Annotated in this window: 17 protein-coding genes; 8 read left to right on the top strand and 9 right to left on the bottom strand. The window is 44.9% G+C overall.

All coding sequences use genetic code 11. The features are described 5' to 3' along the window. Positions 1-664 precede the first annotated feature (664 nt). The 8 genes from DWY79_RS17045 to DWY79_RS17010 all read left to right on the top strand — a co-directional run bounded on the left by DWY79_RS17045 (position 665) and on the right by DWY79_RS17010 (position 13,841). A complete protein-coding gene (locus DWY79_RS17045; RefSeq protein WP_005855640.1) occupies positions 665-3,862 on the top strand; it encodes a SusC/RagA family TonB-linked outer membrane protein in 3,198 nt (1,065 codons plus the stop codon). A 22-nt stretch (positions 3,863-3,884) separates the two neighbouring features. Next, positions 3,885-5,453 carry a SusD/RagB family nutrient-binding outer membrane lipoprotein gene (locus DWY79_RS17040; protein WP_008771706.1) on the top strand — a complete coding sequence of 523 codons (1,569 nt, stop codon included), beginning with the start codon at positions 3,885-3,887 and terminating at the stop codon, positions 5,451-5,453. A 481-nt stretch (positions 5,454-5,934) separates the two neighbouring features. Next, positions 5,935-7,206 carry a replication-associated recombination protein A gene (locus tag DWY79_RS17035; protein ID WP_005855645.1) on the top strand — a complete coding sequence of 424 codons (1,272 nt, stop codon included), beginning with the start codon at positions 5,935-5,937 and terminating at the stop codon, positions 7,204-7,206. Positions 7,207-7,338: 132 nt separating this feature from the next. Further along, entirely contained in the window at positions 7,339-8,406 is a 1,068-nt protein-coding gene (gene serC, locus DWY79_RS17030) for a 3-phosphoserine/phosphohydroxythreonine transaminase (RefSeq protein ID WP_005855647.1), read from the top strand. A gap of 17 nt (positions 8,407-8,423) precedes the next feature. Continuing rightward, a complete protein-coding gene (locus tag DWY79_RS17025; RefSeq protein WP_005855649.1) occupies positions 8,424-9,347 on the top strand; it encodes an NAD(P)-dependent oxidoreductase in 924 nt (307 codons plus the stop codon). A 71-nt stretch (positions 9,348-9,418) separates the two neighbouring features. After that, complete coding sequence (locus tag DWY79_RS17020) at positions 9,419-10,666, top strand: DUF1015 domain-containing protein (protein ID WP_005855651.1); 1,248 nt, start codon at positions 9,419-9,421, stop codon at positions 10,664-10,666. Positions 10,667-10,788: 122 nt separating this feature from the next. Then, entirely contained in the window at positions 10,789-11,421 is a 633-nt protein-coding gene (locus tag DWY79_RS17015) for an HAD family phosphatase (RefSeq protein WP_005865363.1), read from the top strand. A 38-nt stretch (positions 11,422-11,459) separates the two neighbouring features. Beyond that, a complete protein-coding gene (locus tag DWY79_RS17010; RefSeq protein ID WP_122369878.1) occupies positions 11,460-13,841 on the top strand; it encodes a hybrid sensor histidine kinase/response regulator in 2,382 nt (793 codons plus the stop codon). 70 nt (positions 13,842-13,911) lie between these two features. Here the strand turns inward: DWY79_RS17010 and galE are convergent, their stop codons facing one another. The 9 genes from galE to DWY79_RS16965 form a co-directional block, all read right to left on the bottom strand. Next, on the bottom strand, positions 13,912-14,952 hold the full coding sequence (gene galE / locus DWY79_RS17005) for a UDP-glucose 4-epimerase GalE (RefSeq protein WP_005855657.1): 1,041 nt from the start codon (positions 14,950-14,952) through the stop codon (positions 13,912-13,914). A gap of 25 nt (positions 14,953-14,977) precedes the next feature. Then, a complete protein-coding gene (gene rsxA / locus DWY79_RS17000) occupies positions 14,978-15,550 on the bottom strand; it encodes an electron transport complex subunit RsxA (protein ID WP_005855659.1) in 573 nt (190 codons plus the stop codon). A 13-nt stretch (positions 15,551-15,563) separates the two neighbouring features. Continuing rightward, positions 15,564-16,148: an RnfABCDGE type electron transport complex subunit E gene (locus DWY79_RS16995; protein ID WP_005865370.1), complete on the bottom strand. Its 585-nt coding sequence runs from the start codon at positions 16,146-16,148 to the stop codon at positions 15,564-15,566. 17 nt (positions 16,149-16,165) lie between these two features. After that, positions 16,166-16,780, bottom strand: coding sequence for an RnfABCDGE type electron transport complex subunit G (locus DWY79_RS16990; protein ID WP_008771710.1), 615 nt, complete (start codon positions 16,778-16,780; stop codon positions 16,166-16,168). A gap of 2 nt (positions 16,781-16,782) precedes the next feature. Then, positions 16,783-17,751 (bottom strand): RnfABCDGE type electron transport complex subunit D, encoded by a 969-nt coding sequence (locus tag DWY79_RS16985; protein WP_005855664.1) that lies wholly within the window; start codon positions 17,749-17,751, stop codon positions 16,783-16,785. Between the two features lie 12 nt (positions 17,752-17,763). Then, on the bottom strand, positions 17,764-19,095 hold the full coding sequence (rsxC, locus tag DWY79_RS16980) for an electron transport complex subunit RsxC (RefSeq protein WP_005855665.1): 1,332 nt from the start codon (positions 19,093-19,095) through the stop codon (positions 17,764-17,766). Positions 19,096-19,106: 11 nt separating this feature from the next. Then, complete coding sequence (locus tag DWY79_RS16975; RefSeq protein WP_005855666.1) at positions 19,107-20,039, bottom strand: Fe-S cluster domain-containing protein; 933 nt, start codon at positions 20,037-20,039, stop codon at positions 19,107-19,109. A gap of 9 nt (positions 20,040-20,048) precedes the next feature. After that, complete coding sequence (locus DWY79_RS16970) at positions 20,049-20,465, bottom strand: SoxR reducing system RseC family protein (protein WP_005855668.1); 417 nt, start codon at positions 20,463-20,465, stop codon at positions 20,049-20,051. Positions 20,466-20,566: 101 nt separating this feature from the next. Further along, entirely contained in the window at positions 20,567-22,111 is a 1,545-nt protein-coding gene (locus tag DWY79_RS16965) for a DUF3078 domain-containing protein (RefSeq protein ID WP_011966039.1), read from the bottom strand. Positions 22,112-22,116 lie beyond the last annotated feature (5 nt).

Below are 22,116 nucleotides of genomic sequence, written 5' to 3'. Positions count from 1 at the left end.
TAAAAATGTTTTCTCTGCATTTTAATGGTTGATTAACTAAGTTCATACAGAACTACTCCATTTTATGTTTTACGACATACCTATTAAATGAAAAACGGTTGCAAAACTATAAATTATACCTGAAAAAAACAACAAATTATTATTATTGTGATATATTTCCTTTGTTTTCTTAATTGTTAAATCTGTCAATTTGCAATATAACCACTGTCTAAATCGACTCAGGTAACATGATCGTATCACAAATCAATGAGTTATCACTGCCGATAGTTTCTTTTTGACAAATAAAAAAATTATTTTTATCTTAATTTTATCGTAACAAATAGTGAGCTTACTCTTTATAGGCATGATATTGGACTTGATATCAACTTATTCTGGATATTTTATAGCATATAGCTTATCACTAAAAATATTTACAACTTTATTTTATGTAGATATTTGTGAAAAACGGCTGGCTTTTCTTATCCTCCCAATATGGCTGATAAACAATATCTCTCAAATCCAATATATTTATTACAGAATTTTAATAGATCTAAACTTATATGATAATTTTTTTTTCATATGACTACACTAAATAAAATATTGAAAATTGGTAGTTCTGTATGAACTATAGTCCACGAAAGCTTAATTGAATTTCTAGTTTAGTTTAAATAAAAAGAATGTGTCTATGAAGAAAAAGTTGACTTCTGTGCTACTATTTCTTGCGATGAGCGTAGGAGTAGTTTCGGCACAGACCTCGAAGGTTACCGGTAAGGTAGTCGGAGAAGATGGTGAGCCGGTGATCGGTGCGTCCATTATCGTAAAAGGAACGACTGTGGGAACAGTTACGGATTTTGACGGTAATTTTACTTTGGATGTTCCTAGTGATGGTAAGCAATTAGTTATTTCATACATCGGTATGAAATCCAAGGAGGTAGTTGTGTCTCCCAATGTAAATGTAACATTGATGTCTGATACCCAAAACTTGGATGAGGTCGTGGTTACGGCTATGGGTATCTCAAAGGAAAAGAAAGCTTTAGGTTATGCCGTGCAAGATGTAAAATCGGATGAGTTAACACAAGGTGCTAACACTAGTTTGTCTGGGGCTTTGCAAGGTAAAGTATCCGGTATCGATATCGCTTCCTCATCGGGTATGCCAGGCGCATCTTCCAAGATCATGATCCGTGGAGCCCGTTCATTTACAGGGGATAACTCTCCTTTGTATGTGATCGATGGTATGCCGATCGCTTCTACGGCGGATGTTAATACGGATACGATGAATAATGGTAGTGTTAGTGGAGCTGACTATGCGAACCGTGCCGTAGACTTAGATCCGAACGATATCGAGAGTATCAACATCTTGAAAGGACAAGCCGCTTCTGCGTTGTATGGTATGCGTGCTTCTAATGGTGTGATCGTTATTACTACAAAGAGCGGAAAAGGTGCTCGTAAAGGAAAACCTCAGATCTCATTCAACACGAATCTTGCGTTTGATAAGGTTTCTACATTACCTGAGTTACAAACTGAATATGGACAAGGTAATGAAGGTGCTTATAACCCATATTCGGGATTTAGCTGGGGACCGTCTATCTCTGACTTGGCGAATGATCCTGTATATGGCGGTAATGTACAAAATGAATATACGGAAGGTGGATTGCATAATGGACAATACTATGTGCCTCAGCGTGCTGCGGCAGGATTGGATCCATGGGCTACTCCCCAAGCTTATAATAATGCGAAAGATTTCTTCCAGACTGGCGTTACTTGGAGTAACTCTGTAAATGTAGCTCAATCTTTCGATAAAGGAAACTATTCATTTTCTTTGGGTAATACGACTTCTGATGGTATCGTTCGTTCTACGGGAATGGATCGTTATAACGTGAAGCTGTCGGGTGAGGCGCAATTGCATGATAACTGGACGACTGGTTTTAACGGAAACTTCGTGACATCAAAGATCAAGAAGCAAGGAACCGCTAATGACGGTGTTACCGCTACGGTTTATACGGCTCCTATCAGTTATACTATGGCGGGCATACCTTCCCATATCGAAGGTGATCCTTATACTCAGAATACGTTCCGTGAGAACTGGATCGATGATGGAAACTGGGCGTGCGACAATAATAGCTTTACGGAGAGATCTCAACGTTTCTTCGGGAATGCGTTCTTGAAGTATTCTACTAAATTTGGTACGGACAATCATAAATTGGATGTGAAATACCAAATTGGTGATGACGCTTATACGACCAATTACTCTGATATTTACGGCTACGGTACAACTGGTTATGCGAATGGTTATGCTAGCGAATACGGTTTTACGGTAAATGAGATGAACTCATTGTTGACGTTTACGTATAACTGGAATATCAATGAGGACTTCGTATTCGATGCTTTGTTGGGTAATGAGCTTGTAGATAAGCGAATCAGTAATACTCAAGCCGTGGGATATAGCTTCAACTTCCCGGGCTGGAACCATTTGAACAACGCTTCTGTATTCAACAGCTCTCATGAGTATAAGAGAAAACGTACGGTAGGTAACTTCGCTAGCTTATCTTTGGCTTGGAAGAATATGCTTTATTTGAATGTTACGGGACGTAACGATATCGTGTCTTCTATGCCGAGAGATAACCGTTCGTTCTTTTATCCTTCCGTATCCCTTGGATGGGTATTCACGGAAGTGGAAGCCTTGAAGAATGATATCTTGACATTTGGTAAGATCCGTGGCTCTTACGCAGAGGTAGGTATGGCAGGAGAATATGTGCCGTCTTATTATTATACGCCAAGTTATGGTGGTGGTTTCTTCCAGGGAACACCTATTATGTATCCGATTAATGGAAATATGGCGTATATTCCTTATTTCGTGGTTTATGATCCGAACTTGAAGCCTCAGAACACGAAGTCTTATGAGCTTGGTGCTGACTTGACTTTCTTGAATGGTTTAGTTTCATTGAATTATACGTATTCTCGTCAGAACGTGAAAGACCAAATCTTCGAGGTGCCTTTGGCTGGCTCCACAGGTGCTTCCAGTATGATGATGAATGGTGGAAAGATGCACTCAAACGTACATGAGATTACATTAGGTATCTCTCCGGTTGATACGAAGAATTTCAAGCTGGACTTCGCTTTTAACTTCTCAAAGATCGACAATTATGTAGACGAGTTGGCTCCGGGCGTAGAGAGCATTATGTTGGGTGGTTTCGTGACTCCTCAAGTACGTGCAGGTATCGGCGATAAATTCCCGGTAATCTATGGTGTTGGTTACAAACGTGATGGCGAAGGACGAATTGTAGTAAACGAAAAAGGTATACCAGAGGCTGGTGAGACCCAAGTAATCGGTAAGGTTTCTCCTGATTTCCGTTTGGGTTTCAATACGAATATCGAGTTGTATAAATTCCGTTTGGCTGCTGTATTTGACTGGAAGCAAGGTGGACAAATGTATAGTGGTACGGCTGGTGAGACGAACTTCTATGGTACAAGTAAGTTATCTGGAGAGGTTCGTAAGAGTGATAAATATCATTTTGACTATGCTGCTGTTGAACAGAAGGGCGTAGATGCGGATGGTAAACCTATCTATGTTCCCTATACGGGTGGAGTGAAAGGATCAGATGCAGAGGAGTATTTCAAAAGCGTGAGGGGCATTGACGAAGCCTATGTTTATGACAACTCGTTCTTGAAATTGCGTGAACTTTCATTGTCATATCCTGTATATAAGAAAGATAACTTGAATGTAAACGTGAATGTTTTCGCCCGTAATATCATTGTATGGTCTGAGATAAAAGGCTTCGATCCAGAGGCTACTCAAGGAAATAACAATATGGCTGGCGCTTTCGAGCGTTTCTCCTTACCGGGTACATCTAGCTACGGTTTTGGTGTCAACGTAAATTTCTAATTTATAAAGAAGACAGATATATATGAATACAATAATAAAATCATTTAAAGGGTTGGCTGTTATGTCGGCCGTATCCTTGGCATTGGCTGGATGTTCCGAGGATGTAATGGATCGGATTAACCAAGATACGAGCCATACAAATAGCGTGGATGGCAAATTTATCTTGGCCGACTTGATTACTTCTACTGCATTTTCCAACGTTAGCGGAGACTTCAATACCTATTCATCTTCCTACGTGGAATATGAAGTGGGTATCGAAAACCAGTTATATAACGCGGAAATTCGTTTGAATGAGCCTTCTGCCTCTTCTACGTTTGAGAATACGTGGGGAAATGTTTATACAAGCTTGAAGAACGCTCGTGTTATTATCGGTCAATGTCAAGAAGGTAAGCGTGATGAGGGAAATTTAGTGACGAGAGGTATCGCTGAGGTCATGGAAGCTTACAATGGCGCTCTATTGGCGGATATATTTGGAGATACACCTTATAGTGAAGCTTCTTTATTGGATGAGAATGGCTCACCGGTGAATATGAATCCTAAAATAGATAAGCAAGAGGAGATTTATGTCTCTATAATGGCCTCCTTGGACAAGGCGATCGAGGATTTGAATCAGTCTGATCGTTCACCGGTTGGTACGTATGATTATTTGTATAATGGAGATGCCGAGAAATGGATTAAATTCGCTTATGGTTTGAAGGCTCGTTATACGATGCGTCTGATCAATCGTTCCACGGATAAGCAAGCTGACTTGAATAAGGTTTTGGACTATGTATCAAAATCTTTTACTTCTGCGGATGACGAGGCTGCATACGCTGTCTATGATGCGAATAATATCAACCCATTCTTTGGTTACTTCGATTCTCGCGCTGGTTTTGCCAATAGCCAGAGCTTGACGGACAAGTTGATTGAGCGTAAAGATCCTCGATTGGAAAGAGTGATGCTTTCTCCTACTACGGCTGACAAGAAACGCGTACAGGTTACAGGCTCTGCTGATAAGAACTTAGTTCCGGCCCCGAATGGTACTCCTGAGCAGAATATGCAGAAATATGGTGTTTCCGCCTTTGTATATTCAAACACGGCTCCTACGATGTTGATGAGTTATCATGAGTTGAAATTCTTGCAAGCTGAGGCGTTATGTCGCTTAAACCGTACGTCTGACGCCGAGAAAGCGTTGAAAGAGGCGGTAGCTGCCGGAATCGCAAATGCTGAGAGAAGTGTCTCTTCTGCTATCACTTATATGGGTAGCAAAATGGTCGTGAATTCAGAAAAAATGACAGAGGAGACGGCCAATACATATTTCGATAACCAAGTTAAACCGTTGTTTGCTGTAAATCCTTTGAAAGAGACCATGATCCAGAAATATCTGGCTTTGTGGGGGGCATCGGGAGAGGCTACCGAGACTTTTAATGATATCCGTAGAATGAAAGGATTAGGAGAGAATTTCGTGACATTGGCGAATACGAAAAAATTCCCTCTTCGTATGCCTTATGGTAATAGTGACGTGGTATCAAATCCGGAAGTAAAAGCCGCTTATGGCGACGGTCAATACGTATATTCAGAGCCTGTATGGTGGGCTGGCGGAACTCGCTAATCTAACATATATAATATAAGGTATAGGGTGCCTCTCCGATTATGGAGGGGCATCTTTTTTTGTTATATATCTTACATGTTTTGATAGCTTCCCTTATCCCATTTCCTTGGAAGGCTTATTGGTTTTATATGGAAATATAGATCATCTAACAATTGGTGCATGATCATCTAACAGACGTTGCATGATCATGCACCAACTGTTGGACGATCATGCACCAGTTGATAGATATTTAATGCTTCAAGAAAGAAGGTATAATGTGTTAAGAAGATATCGCTAAAAGTATGGGATAGAAAGGATAGGGAATTAAGGGAATGTTAAATTTTCATTGTCATAATGTTAGTATATTATATGGGTAAAAGTGTATTTGTAGTGATTGTTCTTTCATTATGTCACTATTTCCTGTTGTTTAACATTCTTTTTATACGATAAATTTCTTGACTTATCCTTTGAAAAGTAAATAAAATATCCGACTTTTGCTTCCATGATGAGTCAACCATTAGCAGAGAGATTACGTCCGAAGACGTTGGATGATTATATTGGACAGAAGCACCTGGTAGGCCAGGGAGCCGTGTTGAGGAAGATGATTGATGCGGGACGGGTTCCCTCTTTTATATTGTGGGGGCCGCCGGGAGTCGGGAAGACTACCTTAGCGCAGATCATAGCGAATAAGTTGGATGCGCCTTTTTATACGTTAAGCGCGATCAGTTCGGGAGTGAAGGACGTGCGGGAGGTGATAGAGAAGGCCAAGAGCAACCGCTTCTTCAATACGGTATCGCCGATATTGTTTATTGATGAGATACACCGGTTCAGTAAGTCGCAGCAAGACTCATTGCTGAACGCCGTGGAGACGGGCGTGGTGACGCTGATTGGGGCAACCACGGAGAATCCCTCGTTCGAGGTAATCCGTCCTTTGTTATCCCGTTGTCAGGTGTACGTGTTGAAATCGCTGGACAAGAATGACTTGCTTACGCTATTGCATAAGGCGATCGCCGAGGATGTCGTTCTGAAGGATAAAAACATAAGGCTGACGGAAACGGATGCCATGTTACGTTACTCGGGAGGAGATGCCCGGAAGTTGCTGAATATTCTGGAACTGGTGGTGTCTGCCGAGGAGAGTGACAATATTGAGATTCTGGATGAGAAGGTAGTGGAGAGGTTGCAGGAGAACCCTGCGGCGTATGATAAGGGAGGGGAGATGCATTACGATATAATCTCCGCTTTTATCAAGTCGATCCGGGGTAGCGATCCCGATGGTGCCATTTACTGGCTCGCCCGTATGGTGGCCGGGGGAGAAGACCCTGAGTTTATCGCACGGCGGTTGGTGATCTCCGCTTCTGAGGATATCGGATTGGCGAATCCGAATGCGCTTTTGCTGGCGAACGCATGTTTCGATGCCTTGAAGAAGATCGGCTGGCCGGAGGGCCGGATCATTCTGGCCGAGACGACCGTTTATCTGGCTTGCAGCCCGAAAAGTAATTCGGCCTATATGGCGATCAACGACGCTTTGGCACTTGTTAACCGGACTGGGAATTTACCCGTACCGCTTCATCTACGCAACGCGCCTACCAAATTAATGGCTGAATTGGAGTATGGCAAGGAATATAAATATGCGCACGACTACGAAAATCATTTTGTAAAGCAGGAGTATCTTCCGAAGGAAATTTTGGGCGAACGTTTGTGGAAAGGACAGGAAAATCCGGCCGAGCACAAACTAATTGAGCAAATGAGGCGCCTTTGGGGAGATCGTTTTTAATTGACATATTCTGATTGTAAATTAAAAAATGCTCGAAAAGTGTCGGCAAATGAGAAAAAATAGTTACATTAGCCGCCTGTTTTTGAAAAAATAGTTACTTTATTTATAATAACATTCTAAAAAGACATTGGTATGAAGAAGCACAATTTTTATGCAGGTCCTTCTATCTTGAGCGAGTATACAATTAAGAATACAGCCGCTGCGGTAGAAAATTTTGCGGGTATGGGGTTATCACTTCTTGAGATCTCTCATAGAAGTAAGGAGTTTGTAGCCGTAAACGACGAGGCACGTGCGTTGATCAAGGAATTACTGGATGTTCCGGCAGGCTATGAGGTTGTATTCATGGGCGGTGGCGCCAGCATGCAGTTCTGTATGGTTCCTTACAATCTGTTGAATAAGAAAGCCTCTTATTTGGATACCGGCACATGGGCTTCGAACGCTATCAAGGAAGCTAAGTTGTTTGGGGAGGTAGATGTTGTCGCTTCTTCCAAAGACAAGAACTATACTTACATCCCGAAGGGTTATGCGATCGCTGATGACTCGGATTATTTCCATTTTACTTCTAATAATACGATTTACGGAACAGAGATGCGTAAGGATCCAGATGTGAAGCAACGTTTGGTTTGCGATATGTCTTCCGATATTTTCTCTCGTCCGATCGATATTTCCAAATATGATATTATCTATGCGGGTGCTCAAAAGAACTTGGCTCCTGCCGGCGTGACTTTGGCTATCGTTCGTGTGGACGCTTTAGGACATGTAGACCGTCCGATCCCGACCATGTTGAACTACGCTACCCATATTAAAAAGGATTCCATGTTCAATACACCTCCTGTATTGCCTATTTACGCGGCTTTACAGACCTTGAAATGGTATAAGGAACAAGGTGGTATCGCCGCTATGGAGAAGAAGGATCTTGAGAATGCGGCGATCTTATACGATGAGATCGATCGTAATAAGTTGTTCCGTGGTACGGTAGCGGAGGAAGATCGTTCGATCATGAATGTTTGTTTCGTGATGAATGATGAGTATAAGGAGTTGGAGGACGAGTTCAGTAAATATGCTACTGCCGCTGGTATGGTAGGTATCAAGGGACACCGTTCTGTAGGTGGTTTCCGTGCCTCTCTTTATAACGCGATGCCGAAGAGCAGCGTGGAGGCTTTGGTAGCTTGCATGAAAGAGTTCGAGAAACAACATTAATCAAGGAGGATTCAGACATGGCAAAGATATTAGTTGCTACAGAGAAACCTTTCGCCGCTGTCGCTGTGAAAGGTATCCGGGAGGTAGTGGAAGGCGCTGGTATGGAACTGGCTCTTTTGGAGAAATATACAGAGAAGGCGCAATTGCTGGATGCGGTTAAGGATGCCGATGCCGTGATTATCCGTAGCGATAAGGTGGACGCTGAGGTATTGGATGCCGCTAAGAACCTGAAGATCGTGGTTCGTGCCGGTGCGGGGTATGATAACGTGGACTTGGATGCGGCTACTGCCCATAAGGTATGCGTGATGAATACGCCGGGACAAAACTCTAACGCTGTCGCCGAATTGGTATTCGGTATGTTGGTGTACGGGGTTCGTAATTTCTATAACGGAACTTCCGGAACAGAGTTGAAAGGAAAGAAATTGGGTATCTTGGCTTATGGAAACGTGGGCCGTAACGTGGCTCGTATCGCTAAAGGCTTCGGTATGGAGGTTTACGCTTATGACGCGTTCTGTCCGGCTTCCGTGATTGAGGCCGATGGTGTGAAGGCTGTAGCTTCTACGGCGGACTTGTTCAAGGCTTGCCAGATCGTTTCCTTGCATATCCCGGCTACGGCCGAGACGAAGGGTTCTATCAATTTCGAGTTGATGAATTCCATGCCGAAGGGAGCTATCGTAGTGAATACGGCTCGTAAGGAGGTGATGGATGAGGCTGGCCTCGCTAAGATGTTGGAAGAGCGTCCGGATTTCAAGTACTTGACAGATATTATGCCCGCTATCCATGCGGAATTGGCCGAAAAATATGCCGGTCGTTATTTCAGCACCCCGAAAAAGATGGGTGCCCAGACCGCCGAGGCTAATATCAACGCTGGTATCGCCGCCGCCAAGCAGATCGTTGATTTCTTGGTGAATGGCAATGAAAAGTATCGGGTTAATAAATGAGAATATCCGGTTGTAGAGACGGGTACGCCCCGTCTCTACATTGATACATAAACCAATTAGATTTAATTACCATGGCAAAAATAAAACCTTTCAAGGGAGTTCGTCCACCAAAAGAATTTATAGAGGAGGTGGCTTCCCGCCCCTATGACGTATTGAACTCGCAAGAAGCTCGTGCGGAAGCGGAAGGAAACGAGAAATCCCTTTACCATATCATTAAACCGGAAATCGATTTCCCAGAAGGGACGGATGAGCATGATCCGGCTGTTTACCTGAAGGCCGCCGCCAATTTCAATAATTTTCAGGAAAAAGGTTGGTTGGTTCAGGATCAGAAAGAATGCTATTATGTTTATGCCCAAACCATGAATGGCAAGACTCAATATGGGTTGGTAGTCGGGGCTTATGTTCCCGATTATATGAATGGCACGATCAAGAAACATGAGCTGACCCGCCGTGACAAGGAGGAGGATCGCATGAAGCACGTACGTGTCAACAACGCTAATATCGAGCCGGTATTCTTCGCTTATCCCGACAACTCAGAGTTAGACGCTATCGTAATGAAATATACGGCTCGTGAGCCTGAATATAATTTCGTGGCGAAATTAGACGGTTTCGGCCATACGTTCTGGATTATCGATGAGGATAAGGACATCGCCCGCATCACGGAGTTATTCGGGGAGATGCCTGCGTTGTATATTGCCGACGGACATCATCGTTCCGCCGCCGCTGCTTTGGTAGGAGCGGAGAAGGCCAAGCAAAACCCGGATCATAAGGGAGACGAGGAGTATAACTATTTCATGGCTGTTTGCTTCCCGGCCAACCAATTGACCATTATCGATTACAACCGTGTGGTAAAAGACTTGAACGGCTTGACCGAGGAACAATTCGTTGAGAGATTAACGAAAAACTTCGTGGTAGAGGAGAAGGGCTCTGCTATTTACAAACCGGGTGCCTTGCACAATTTCTCCCTGTATTTAGGAGGGAAATGGTATTCTTTGACCGCTAAGCCCGGTACGTACGATGATAATGACCCGATAGGCGTATTGGATGTCACGATCTCTTCGAACTTGATTCTGGATGAGATTTTAGGCATTAAGGATTTACGTTCGGACAAGCGAATCGATTTCGTGGGAGGTATCCGTGGCCTGGGTGAATTGAAACGCCGTGTGGATAGCGGTGAGATGAAGGTTGCCTTGGCTTTGTATCCCGTTACGATGAAGCAATTGATGGATATCGCCGATACGGGTAATATCATGCCGCCGAAGACGACGTGGTTCGAACCGAAGCTTCGCTCCGGTTTGGTGATCCATAAATTGGATTAAGTCTTATATACATAAATATAGCTTTGGATTGGGGTATAATCGTTGAAGATTATACCCTTTTTTATCCTTGTAACCTAGATATACGGAATAAATTGTATCTTTGGGACTTAAATAGTATCGCAATGGGTAAAATAAAAAATATAGTATTCGATCTGGGGGGCGTTATCATAGATTTGGACCGGGATGAACCTGTTCGCCGTTTAATAGAGATTGGGGTCAAAGATGCCGATGGATTGATAGATCCTTACGAACAAAAAGGGGTTTTTCAAGATCTGGAGACCGGAAAGATCGGAGTAGAGGAGTTTTGTCGCTATTTACGGAAGTATACGGGTAAAGACCTTTCTTATGAGGATATTTGTTGGGCTTGGTTTGGCTTCATTGGCGGCGTTCCCCAATATAAATTGGACTACATATTAAAACTCCGTGAGAAATATCAAGTCTATTTATTGAGCAATACAAATCCGATCATACAGCTTGAATGGGCACAGACAAAAGAGTTTACGCCGGCGGGCCGTCCATTAAATGATTATTTCGATAAATTGTATCTCTCTTATGAGATCGGTGTCACGAAGCCGGATCGTGAAATTTTTGATCGCATGGTCTTGGATTCAGGAATCAGACCAGAGGAAACATTATTTGTAGATGATGGTAAGAATAATATCGTAGTGGGGCAGGAACTAGGGTTCCATACCTATCAGCCTTTGAATGGAGAGGATTGGAGAGGGAGGCTTGATGAAATACTCTCAAAATCATAGGATCTCTATTCCTCTTAATTAAATCTATATCATTGAAAATGACAAATACTACTTTAAATTTGGAAGAACTACTCTGTGGTGTAAACGAGCTAGTCGATACGCTTTGGATCGTCACATTAGGTAATGAAAAGGTTGAGATAATCAAAGATTCGATGACTCCCGAAAGGGAAGGAGAATGTTTGGATTATACAGAACTTTGCCAGACTTACATTCAAGAATATGTATATCCTGCGGATTTAGGGAAATGGGAGGAGATCTTATCCTTGAATTCATTGCGGCAAATGGCGGCTAGCGGCGTAGCGAATAAGAAGTTCGACATGCGTTTCTGTAATGATTTGTTTGGTTTTGAGTGGCATGAGGCTTTTATTCGTATCTTGAAAGATGAGAGTGGAATTCCGGATCGTGTCATTCTTTTCAGCCGCTATGTGAATCATTGTCGCAAGGCACAGATCGTAGAGGCTGCCGTTCAGACTGAGTATGATTATGTCGTTTATATAGAGGCAAACACGAATAGCTATGTCATGTATACTTCCAATCGTGAAAGTGGGACGCCGGTCCCCCCGATAGCGAGTAATGACTATGAAAAAGAGGTAGCCGAGTTCCACCACAAATATGTGCCGGAGGATCAGCGAGATGAGTTAACCCGAAATCTTTCCCTAGATCATGTCTTATCTGTCTTACGAAATTCCCGTGAGTATGTCTTGTTCTGTCAGGTGATGGAGAATGGCGTTTTTAGGGATAAGAAGATGCGTTTTAGCTTTTTCGATAAGGAGAGGAATATACTTCTTTTGACCCGGACCGATATTATGGAGGTTCGTGAGGAAGAGCGGCAAAGGCAATTACTTCAAGATGCCCTACAAGTGGCTAAATCGGCAAATCAGGCTAAATCGGATTTCTTATCCCGTATGAGCCATGATATACGTACTCCGATGAATGCCATTATCGGTATGACCACTATCGCCAGTATGCATATCGACGATCGGGAGCGTATAGTAGATTGCTTGAAGAAGATTATGGTTTCTTCCAAATTGTTATTGAACTTGATCAATGAGGTCTTGGATATGTCTAAGGTAGAGAGCGGACATATTTTGCTGACAGACGAGGAGTTCGATATGGGCGAGTTATTGCAAAGCGTAATTACTATGGTTCAGACTTCGGTCAGTCAGAAGTTTCAGGATTTCCGGGTTCACTTGTTTCAAGTCAAACATGAAAAGCTGATTGGCGATGTGCAACGGATTCAGCAAGTATTGTTGAATTTGCTGTCGAACGCCATAAAGTATACGCCGGACTATGGGAAAATAACACTTGAGATACGGGAAAAGCCAATTAAAAATGGTAATTATGGTTTATTTGAGGTTACGGTTATAGACAATGGTATCGGGATAAAGCCGGATTTCTTACACAAGGTTTTCGAGCCATTTGAACGTGCGGAAGACGCAACCCTGCGGAATATACAAGGAACCGGCTTAGGCATGGCAATAAGCCGTAATATCGCTCATATGATGAATGGTGAGATTCAGGTGGAGAGTGAATATGGCAAAGGTTCCGTTTTTACATTTACGATGCAGTTGAAATTGCAGGATCAAGGGTGTTTTGAGGATGATCATTTAAGGGATTTACCGGTTCTCGTGGTAGACGATGATATCGTGTGTTGCGAGAACGCATGTATGAGGATTAACGAGATCGGTATGAAAGGCGAGTATGCCATTTCTGGTGAGGAGGCTATCGGGAAAGTAGAGAGGGCACATCATCTTAATGATGACTATTTTGCCGTTATCCTTGATCTGAAAATGCCGGGAATGGATGGGATCGAGACCGCTACCCGTATCCGAAAAGTCGTTGGCCGGGATATTCCGATCATTATTCTTTCCGCTTATGATTGTCCGCATTTTGAGGAAATAGCCCAACGAGCCGGTGTCGATGGATTCATAAGTAAGCCGTTGATGAAATCCAAGTTATTTTATTTGATGAAAAGTTTCGCTATCAAGCAAGAGAAAAAAGAGGAAGAGACGGAGAAGCCTCAATATCCTTTCGGTAACTTTGAGGGTAAGCGGATCTTGCTGGTGGAAGATAATAGCTTGAATAGGGAAATAGCGACTGTGTTACTAGAAGAGACCGGTGCGGTGGTAGAGGAGGCGGAAAATGGCCTTGTCGCGGTGAATATGGTAAAAAACTCTAGTCCGGGATATTATGACTTGGTATTTATGGATATCCAGATGCCGGTCATGAACGGGTACGACTCTACTCGCCATATTCGGGCATTAGAACGTCCGGATATCAAGTCCATGCCGATAATAGCCATGTCTGCGAACGCATTTGCGGAAGACATCAAGTTGTGTAAAGAATCCGGAATGAATGAGCATATCGCTAAGCCGATCGATTTCGGGAAGGTTCTTGAGATCTTAGAGAAGTACTTGTAGATATAAGGATATAAAAAAGGCCGTATCCTTAGCTAAGCGCTATCAGATACGGCCTCTTTTTTTGTGTTATTTACTGGATGCCACGTTCTCTCAAACGTTTCTGCCAGTTCCATGCGGATTGCAGGGTGTCGGCTAAAGTCTCCTTGGCGGTCCAGCCTAATACCTTATTCGCGTGCTCCGGATTGGCCCATACCTTCTCGATATCACCTTCACGACGGCCCACGATCTTGTGCGGAACCTTAACGCCTGTTGTCTGCTCGAAGGTATTGATCAGTTCAAGGACAGAAACACCATTGCCGGTACCTAGGTTGAATATCTCGATATGCTCATCAGACTTATTCTCAAGCATACGGTCCATAGCGATTACATGTGCTTTCGCCAAGTCTACGACATTGATATAGTCACGGATGCAAGAACCGTCTGCTGTATCATAATCATCGCCGAATACGCTTAATTCTTTGCGGATACCCATAGCCGTCTGTGTCAAGTACGGGATCAAGTTCTGGGGAACACCATTCGGCAACTCGCCGATCTCTGCGCTTGGGTGAGCACCTATCGGGTTGAAGTAGCGCAAGATGATACTCTTGAAAGGCGCTCCTGCGTGGATCGTATCCCGGATAATCTCCTCGTTGATCTGCTTCGTGTTTCCATAAGGAGACATAGCGGGTTTGATCGGGGCATTCTCGGTTACCGGCAAGTTCTCCGGGTCCGGTTGTCCGTATACCGTACAAGAGGAAGAGAATACGATACCTTCGATATTGAATTCAGGCATCATCTCCAACAAGTTCACCAAAGTGACAATATTATTGCGATAATACTTCAAAGGCTGCTGTACGGATTCTCCTACCGCCTTGCTAGCGGCGAACAAGATAATGCCTTTGATGCCCGGATGAGCTTCCAATGCCTTGCGAGTACCTTCCTTATCCTTTAGATCCAATTGGATAAACTCCGGACGGATGCCCGTGATTTTCTCGATACCATCGAGCACCTCGATATTCGAGTTTGACAAATCGTCGATAATGACTACCTCATATCCGGCGTTCTGCAATTCTACTGTGGTGTGTGAGCCGATATAACCGGTTCCGCCCGCTACTAAAATCTTCTTTTTCATTCTAGTGTTCATTTAGATAAGTTTGTTATACGATACCCGAGAATCCCATAAAAGCCATAGCTAGCAAACCGGCCGTTATCAAGGCGATAGGAGTGCCTTTCATGCCTTCCGGAACATGCGTCATGGCTAGTTGCTCCCGAATACCCGCGAAGATAATCAAAGCTAGCGCAAATCCAATAGCGGTCGAGATAGCATATACCACAGATTCCAATAAATTATACTCTTTTTGGATTACAAGGATAGCTACACCCAGGATACAGCAGTTCGTGGTGATCAACGGAAGGAATACGCCCAACGCTTGATAAAGGGCGGGAGAGACCTTCTTCAATATGATTTCCACCATCTGTACCAAGGCGGCGATAATCAGGATAAAACTGATCGTTTGCATGAACCCTAGTCCGAAAGCGTCCAATATATATTTTTGCACGAGGAAGGTAACAATCGTAGCGATCGTAAGAACGAACGTAACGGCGGCTCCCATGCCTGCGGCAGTCTCCACTTTCTTAGATACCCCCAAGAACGGACAAATTCCTAAGAACTGTGCCAGTACAACGTTATTAACGAATACGGCGGCGATAAATATCAATATATATTCCATATGATCCGTTTTATTATGCTTTACGCAGTTTGTTTACTATTGCTACCAGATAACCTAAGGCGATAAACGCTCCCGGAGCCAATACGAAGATCAGCGAACCGTATTCCTCGGGCATCAAGGTTACGTTGAATAACTTACCGGTTCCCAAGAACTCACGGCAAGCGCCCAGCAGTGTAAGAGCCATCGTGAAGCCCAGTCCGATACCGATTCCGTCGAAAGCGGATGGGATTACGCCGTTCTTCGCAGCGAAAGCCTCGGCACGTCCTAGTACGATACAGTTTACCACGATCAACGGGATAAATAATCCTAAGCTAGCGTATAAAGCCGGAACGAATGCTTCCATGCACATCTGCACTACGGTCACGAACGTCGCGATCACAACGATATATCCCGGGATACGCACCAAGTCGGGGATTACGTTTTTCAAGGCGGAGATCACGATATTCGAGCAAATCAATACGAACATCGTAGCCAATCCCATACTCATGCCGTTGATGGCCGAAGAGGTCGTTCCCAAGGTAGGACACATACCTAACAGTAATACAAATGTCGGGTTCTCCGTGATGATACCATTCATCAATATTTTTAGATTACTCATTGTTCTGTCCTCCCTTTTTATTTGTTATCAGTTGAAGTGGCACCCGTTAGTCCGTCTACGCCAGCGAATGCGCTATACGCACGGTTCACGGCATCGAGGAACGCACGGCTGGAGATTGTCGCTGCCGTGATAGCGTCCACATCGCCACCATCTTTTGTTACTTTTAAGCCTCCGTCCGGAATCGTACGTCCCAAGACACTTTGCTTGTTCTTGTCCGCACGGAACCATTCTTGCATCTTGGCTCCCAAGCCCGGAGTCTCGGCGTGTTGCAATACGGAATAGTTCAAGATCTTGCCATCCATATCGAAACCTACGATAACCCGTATCTCACCGCTAAAGCCTTTTTTCGTATTACTCTCTACAGCTCCGCCAACGACTTGTCCGCCTTTCTTGGCAGGATAAATCTTGAGGGAATCACCATCGGAGGAGACGGCCATATAGACGTCCTCAGTCGGTTTGTTGTCGAACTCGGGAGCAACGGCTTTAATCGCTTCCTCCAAGGCGGTCGCTTTGGCTACCGCTATAGGGCCGGCGGTAAACTGGTTCACTCCGGCTAGGATCGCCCCTGCTACCAAGCAAATGCCTGTTAGTGAAAGGAGCATATTGGGTAATGTTGATTTTAATTTTGCCATGCTTACTTTCCTCCGAAATGTTTAGGTTTGATATAGCTGTTGATTAGCGGAGTAAATGCGTTCATGATCAGGATAGCGAACGACATACCTTCCGGGTAAGACCCGAACAAACGGATCACCGTGGTAAGGATTCCGATTCCCACGCCGTAGACAAGCATTCCGTTCTTGCTCATCGGCGAGGTTACGTAGTCGGTCGCCATAAAGATGGAGCCTAATAACAAACCACCGGATAATAAATGAACGAACGGGCTGGCGTATTGTACCGGATTCACCAAGTGCATGATGCCCGTGAATACGAATACGGTAGCCAAGATGGATACCGGGATCTGCCAAGTGATGATCTTTTTCCATAGCATGAATAAAAGACCGAGGATCAAGGCCACGGCGCTCACTTCACCGAGACTACCTCCCATAGCCCCTACAAGCATATTCCCGTAAGACGGAAGCTCGGTCACGCCCTCGTTCATCAACGACAGTACCGTCGCGCCGGTCTGGGCGTCCGTATAAGTCATCGGGAAAACGTTCAAGGCATCTACCACCGGCCAAGTCGTCATCTGCGCCGGGAAGGAGATCAATAAGAATACACGTCCGACCAACGCCGGATTGAAAATATTATTACCTAATCCACCGAAAGACATCTTGCCGATGCCGATCGCCGCCAACGCTCCGATGATAATGATCCAGACCGGAAGGTTGGAAGGTAGGTTGAAGGCCAGCAATACGCCCGTCAGGATAGCGGAGCCATCGCAAAGGGTCGGTTCCTTTTTCATCAGGAATCGCTGGATCAAATACTCGAATATCATACAGGCCAGAACCGATACGACCGTAACGATCAACGCTCCCAGACCGAAGAAATAAAGGGATACCAAGAAAGCCGGGATAAGGGCAATCAGTACACCATACATATTTTTGCTTATGCTGTCGCCTCCATGGATGTGGGGCGAGGGCGATACGTATAAATTATTTTCCATGTTGCTCTTGTTTTATGACTTTCTAGACCGGATAATACCCATAACTTTTCCTTTACCCAACCGGATCTGATCCAGCAACGGACGGTTGGCCGGACAGGTATAACTACACGACCCGCACTCGATACAGTCGGTGATATAGTTCTTCTCCGCCAATTCCCAATTCTGGAATTCCGTGGCGTTCATCAATAGGGTAGGGTTCAATCCCATCGGGCAGACACCTACGCATTTGGCGCAACGGATGCAATCCCGGATCGGCTTGCGGACAGATTCCTCCGTTGTCAGTAATAAAACACCGGAGCTTCCTTTGCAAACCGGCACCTCGGCGCTGATCAACGCTTTACCCATCATCGGTCCGCCACCGATAATCTTACCCGTATTCTCGGGCAGGCCACCTGCGGCCTCGATCAAGCAACTGATCGGTGTTCCCATACGAACCAAGAAATTGGAAGGATTAGCTACCGCCTTACCCGTGATCGTCACCACACGCTCGAACAACGGTTTATTCTTTTGTACCGCCTCGTAAACGGCATAAGCAGTTCCTACGTTCTGTACCACGGCACCCGCCGAGATAGGAAGCGCACCACTTTTTACCTGACGGCGAATAACGGCGTCGATCAATTGTTTCTCGCCTCCTTGCGGATATTGTACCTTAAGCGGCATGATCTCTATACCTTTATAATTTACCGCCAACTTTTGCAGATGGGCGATAGCGTCCGGCTTGTTATTCTCGATACCGATCACGGCCTTGTTCACGTTGACCGCTTTCATTAGGATCGTGACACCGACTAGGATTTGCTCGCCTTTCTCCAGCATCAACGAATGGTCGGAAGTAAGATAAGGCTCACACTCCACGGCGTTGATGATTACGATCTCTGCCTTGTTTCCGGGAGGCGGCATCAATTTCACCTGCGTAGGGAAAGTCGCTCCACCCAGACCGACGATACCGGAAGCGGCGATCTTATCCACGATTTCCTTGGAAGACAGCGTGCACTCCTTCACTAAGGTCTCGCTGCGGTCGATCGTCTCTTCCCATTCATCACCTTCCACATCTATATAGATAGCGGGACGTTTGTATCCGCTAGCGTCGAGAGCGTTATCTATCTTGTTCACTTTGCCGGATACGGAAGAGTGGATGTTCGCTGATACGAAACCACCCGCCTTGGCTAGCAATGTACCCACCTTTACCAGATCCCCTTTCTTCACCACGGCCTGCGCTGGGGCACCGATATGCTGGCTGAGGGGGATAATCACCTGTTTAGGCGTAGCGAGAGCCGTAATTTTCTTACCGGCAGACAGTTTATTCTCGGGGGGATGTATACCTCCGATTCGAAATGTCCTTAGCATACTATTAGATTTTAATTTAGATTTGTTTTTTCTTCACTTGTAGCTTTCGGTGTGGCTTCCGGTTTCACGGTAGCCTCTGCCTTTGGCGCCGGTTTCACGGTCTCCGCTTTCGGAGCGGGAGCGGCTTCCTTGCGAGGAGGGAAATTCAGCTCATGAATAGCTCCTGTCGGACATACAGCCACGCATTTGCGGCATAAACGACACTTCGTATAATCGATATAAGCTACGTTATTTGTTACGGTGATTGCCTCGAACGGACATTCCTTGGCACATTTGCCACAGCCGATACAAGCGTTGGCACAAGCCTTGCGAGCGGCGGCTCCCTTGTCCTTATTTACGCAAGACACGTAAATCCGGCGTGATTTAGGTCCTTTCTTTCTTAGCTCGATGATATTCTTCGGGCAAGCCTTCACACAAGCACCACAGGAAGTACATTTTTCCTCGTCTACCTCGGCGATTCCCGTAGCCGGGTTGATGTGGATGGCGTCGAAAGCGCAGGCGTTCACGCAGTCGCCATAACCTAGGCAACCGAAAGAACAATTCGTCTCGCCTCCGTAAAGGGTAGAGGCGATGGCGCAACTTTTCGTTCCATCATAAGAGTTTGTACGTGGGCGGGCCTGACAAGTTCCGTTGCAACGGACAACGGCTACCATGGGTTCGGCTGTACCCGCCTCTTTACCCAGTATTGTAGCGACCTTGGCCATGACCGGGCCACCACCAACGGGGCAGAGCAATCCGTCTAATGAGTCAGCTTTTACGCAAGCGCCTGCGAATCCGGCGCAACCCGGATAACCGCAACCTCCACAGTTCGCCCCGGGAAGGACTTCCTGTACTTGTGCGATGCGAGGATCTTCGTAGACTTCAAATTTCTTGGAAGCAGCGTAGAGGAAAACCGCTCCGACCGCCCCGATTGCTCCTAATGAAATAACGGCAATTAAAATCATGATATATTATCAATTAAGTTTTTTCAAAGTAAATATAAATCGTCTTTTTAGTTTGTCACGCATTAAGTATAGTATACAGTAATAAGGCAGTAAAAGCGATAAACCGGTTAACCCGCTCGTGGTCTCGTCCCATTGTAGATTCGTCCCGATTACGATGGCCCCCACGACTATCACCAAAGGAATGACAAATGCTAGCAATACGGCCTGAAGTCCCATGGAATTTTGTCCGCATATTATCACTACCTCGTTTACGTGAAACCGTCCCGACCGATCGGGTACCTCAATGATCTTATCCTTTTTCTCGGATGCCGAGCACATAGACTGTGCGTGGCATCCCGAGCATGCGGATTGTTGGGTAATGCGGACGAAGACGGTGTCGCCATCGATCTTCTCTACAAATCCTGTATGATTTATACTTTCGCTCATATTTGTAATCTCGACATTGCAAAATCAAGGCAAAAGTAAGTATAATTTAGAAACTATGTCACGATTAACAAAGTTTATTATTCGAAATCTTAAATCCTAGCTTACCATTTGTAATTAAAACCGAAACTTAACAACTCATTAAGCTGGAAATAACTCTTGTTATCCTCTGTTTTTTCCACTCCATCGTCGTATCTAAGGTGAAAATAGATACGTGTGGAGAAAAAGCGGCTGATGGCCAGAACCAAGGTATTCTCGAACTCCCCGATGGTATGATCGCCGTAAGTGGTAAAGAAATAAAGACGGGATTGCCAGCTTACGTTACGGTTGAAATCGAAGGCGAGGTCTGCGCGGATCGTGGAACCTATTTGGCTTAGCTTGTTATTGAACTCACCGGTTTCCTCGTTTTTCTTGAAACCGTGACGGCTATAATCGATCTCTTGTGTCGTATACATATATGTATAGGAGATCGGCGCCAAGTTGGTGCTGAATTTAATCTTCTTATGCTTGTCGGTAAATTGTTTTTCCAGCTCGTATTTCATACCGAGACCGAAGTTGATAGAGAACGGGGCTAGGAATGCGGCCTGTTTGATGCGCTCGTTCTCTTGGTAGTTGGTGAAGAACTGGGTCTTGAACTCAGCGTCGAACGTATAGTACCATTTGTTGAACGCTTGGTAGCCGACGTTGCTGTGTATACGGAATACGTCGTCACCGATCTTATAGTTCCTTAAGGTATCCTTCGGTGCCGTATATACGCTGGCTTTGAATTCCAGTTCGTTCGTTACTTGTACCTTATCTTTCTTATAGTCGTATTTTAAATTGTTCTTGGTGAACAGGTTCAAGTTGCTACTTCCACCTTTATACCAGTTCTCCGAAACGTAGTTCTGGGAGAATTGGATGGCGCTCTCGAAGGCCGATATCCAGTATCTCCGCTCCGGGATAAAGCGGGCGGGAGCGTCTACGTCCTCAAAATTGGCATCAGCCTCCACCTTGATCGGCAAGTCCTCATAAATATTCTTCTTGATGAATTTAGGTTTGATTACCTCATTGGGCAGATCCCTCTCGGAGTAGCGGAAATAAGTCGGGTAATTGTTCTGTACATATTTGTAAGCCATCTCCTCGAATTGTTTGTTTCGTTCCAGATCTTTGAAAATGGAATCTGCCCGGTATAGGTTATCATAGGGAGTCCTCTCCTTCAACGAATCGAAGTTGTAGAATATCAAGTTCTCGGGTAAATAATCTCCCCGGAAAACGATCGGCATGAACAAAGGGTTTACGATCACGGTATCCCGGAAGGTCATCGTATTATCGAAAATCGTGGAGGCGTCTCGTACCAGACGGGCCCAATACATCGCCTCGTCCGAGATTTCCAGCTCGTCTTTCTTCAAGAAACGCAGTAAATTCGTGCTTGGGGCCAAGGGCTCCGAGTAAGTCTTGTTTTGCTTCTCGAATTGCTTACGAATGTCTACGATGTTGTCTAATTCCTCTTCGCTAAGATTGATCGCGGGAATCGTATCATCCGATACGACTTGCTGTGCGGGACGTTGAACTATCGTTCCGGTAACTAGCTGGTTCTCTTGACTGTATGCCGAGCCTCCAATTAGTGAAAGTAATAATAGCGCATACACACCATGCCTCTTCATCATCATAATAC

The organism is Parabacteroides sp. AF27-14 (assembly GCF_003635425.1).
Classification (GTDB): domain Bacteria; phylum Bacteroidota; class Bacteroidia; order Bacteroidales; family Tannerellaceae; genus Parabacteroides; species Parabacteroides distasonis.
This window is presented reverse-complemented; position numbering and strand designations above follow the sequence as displayed.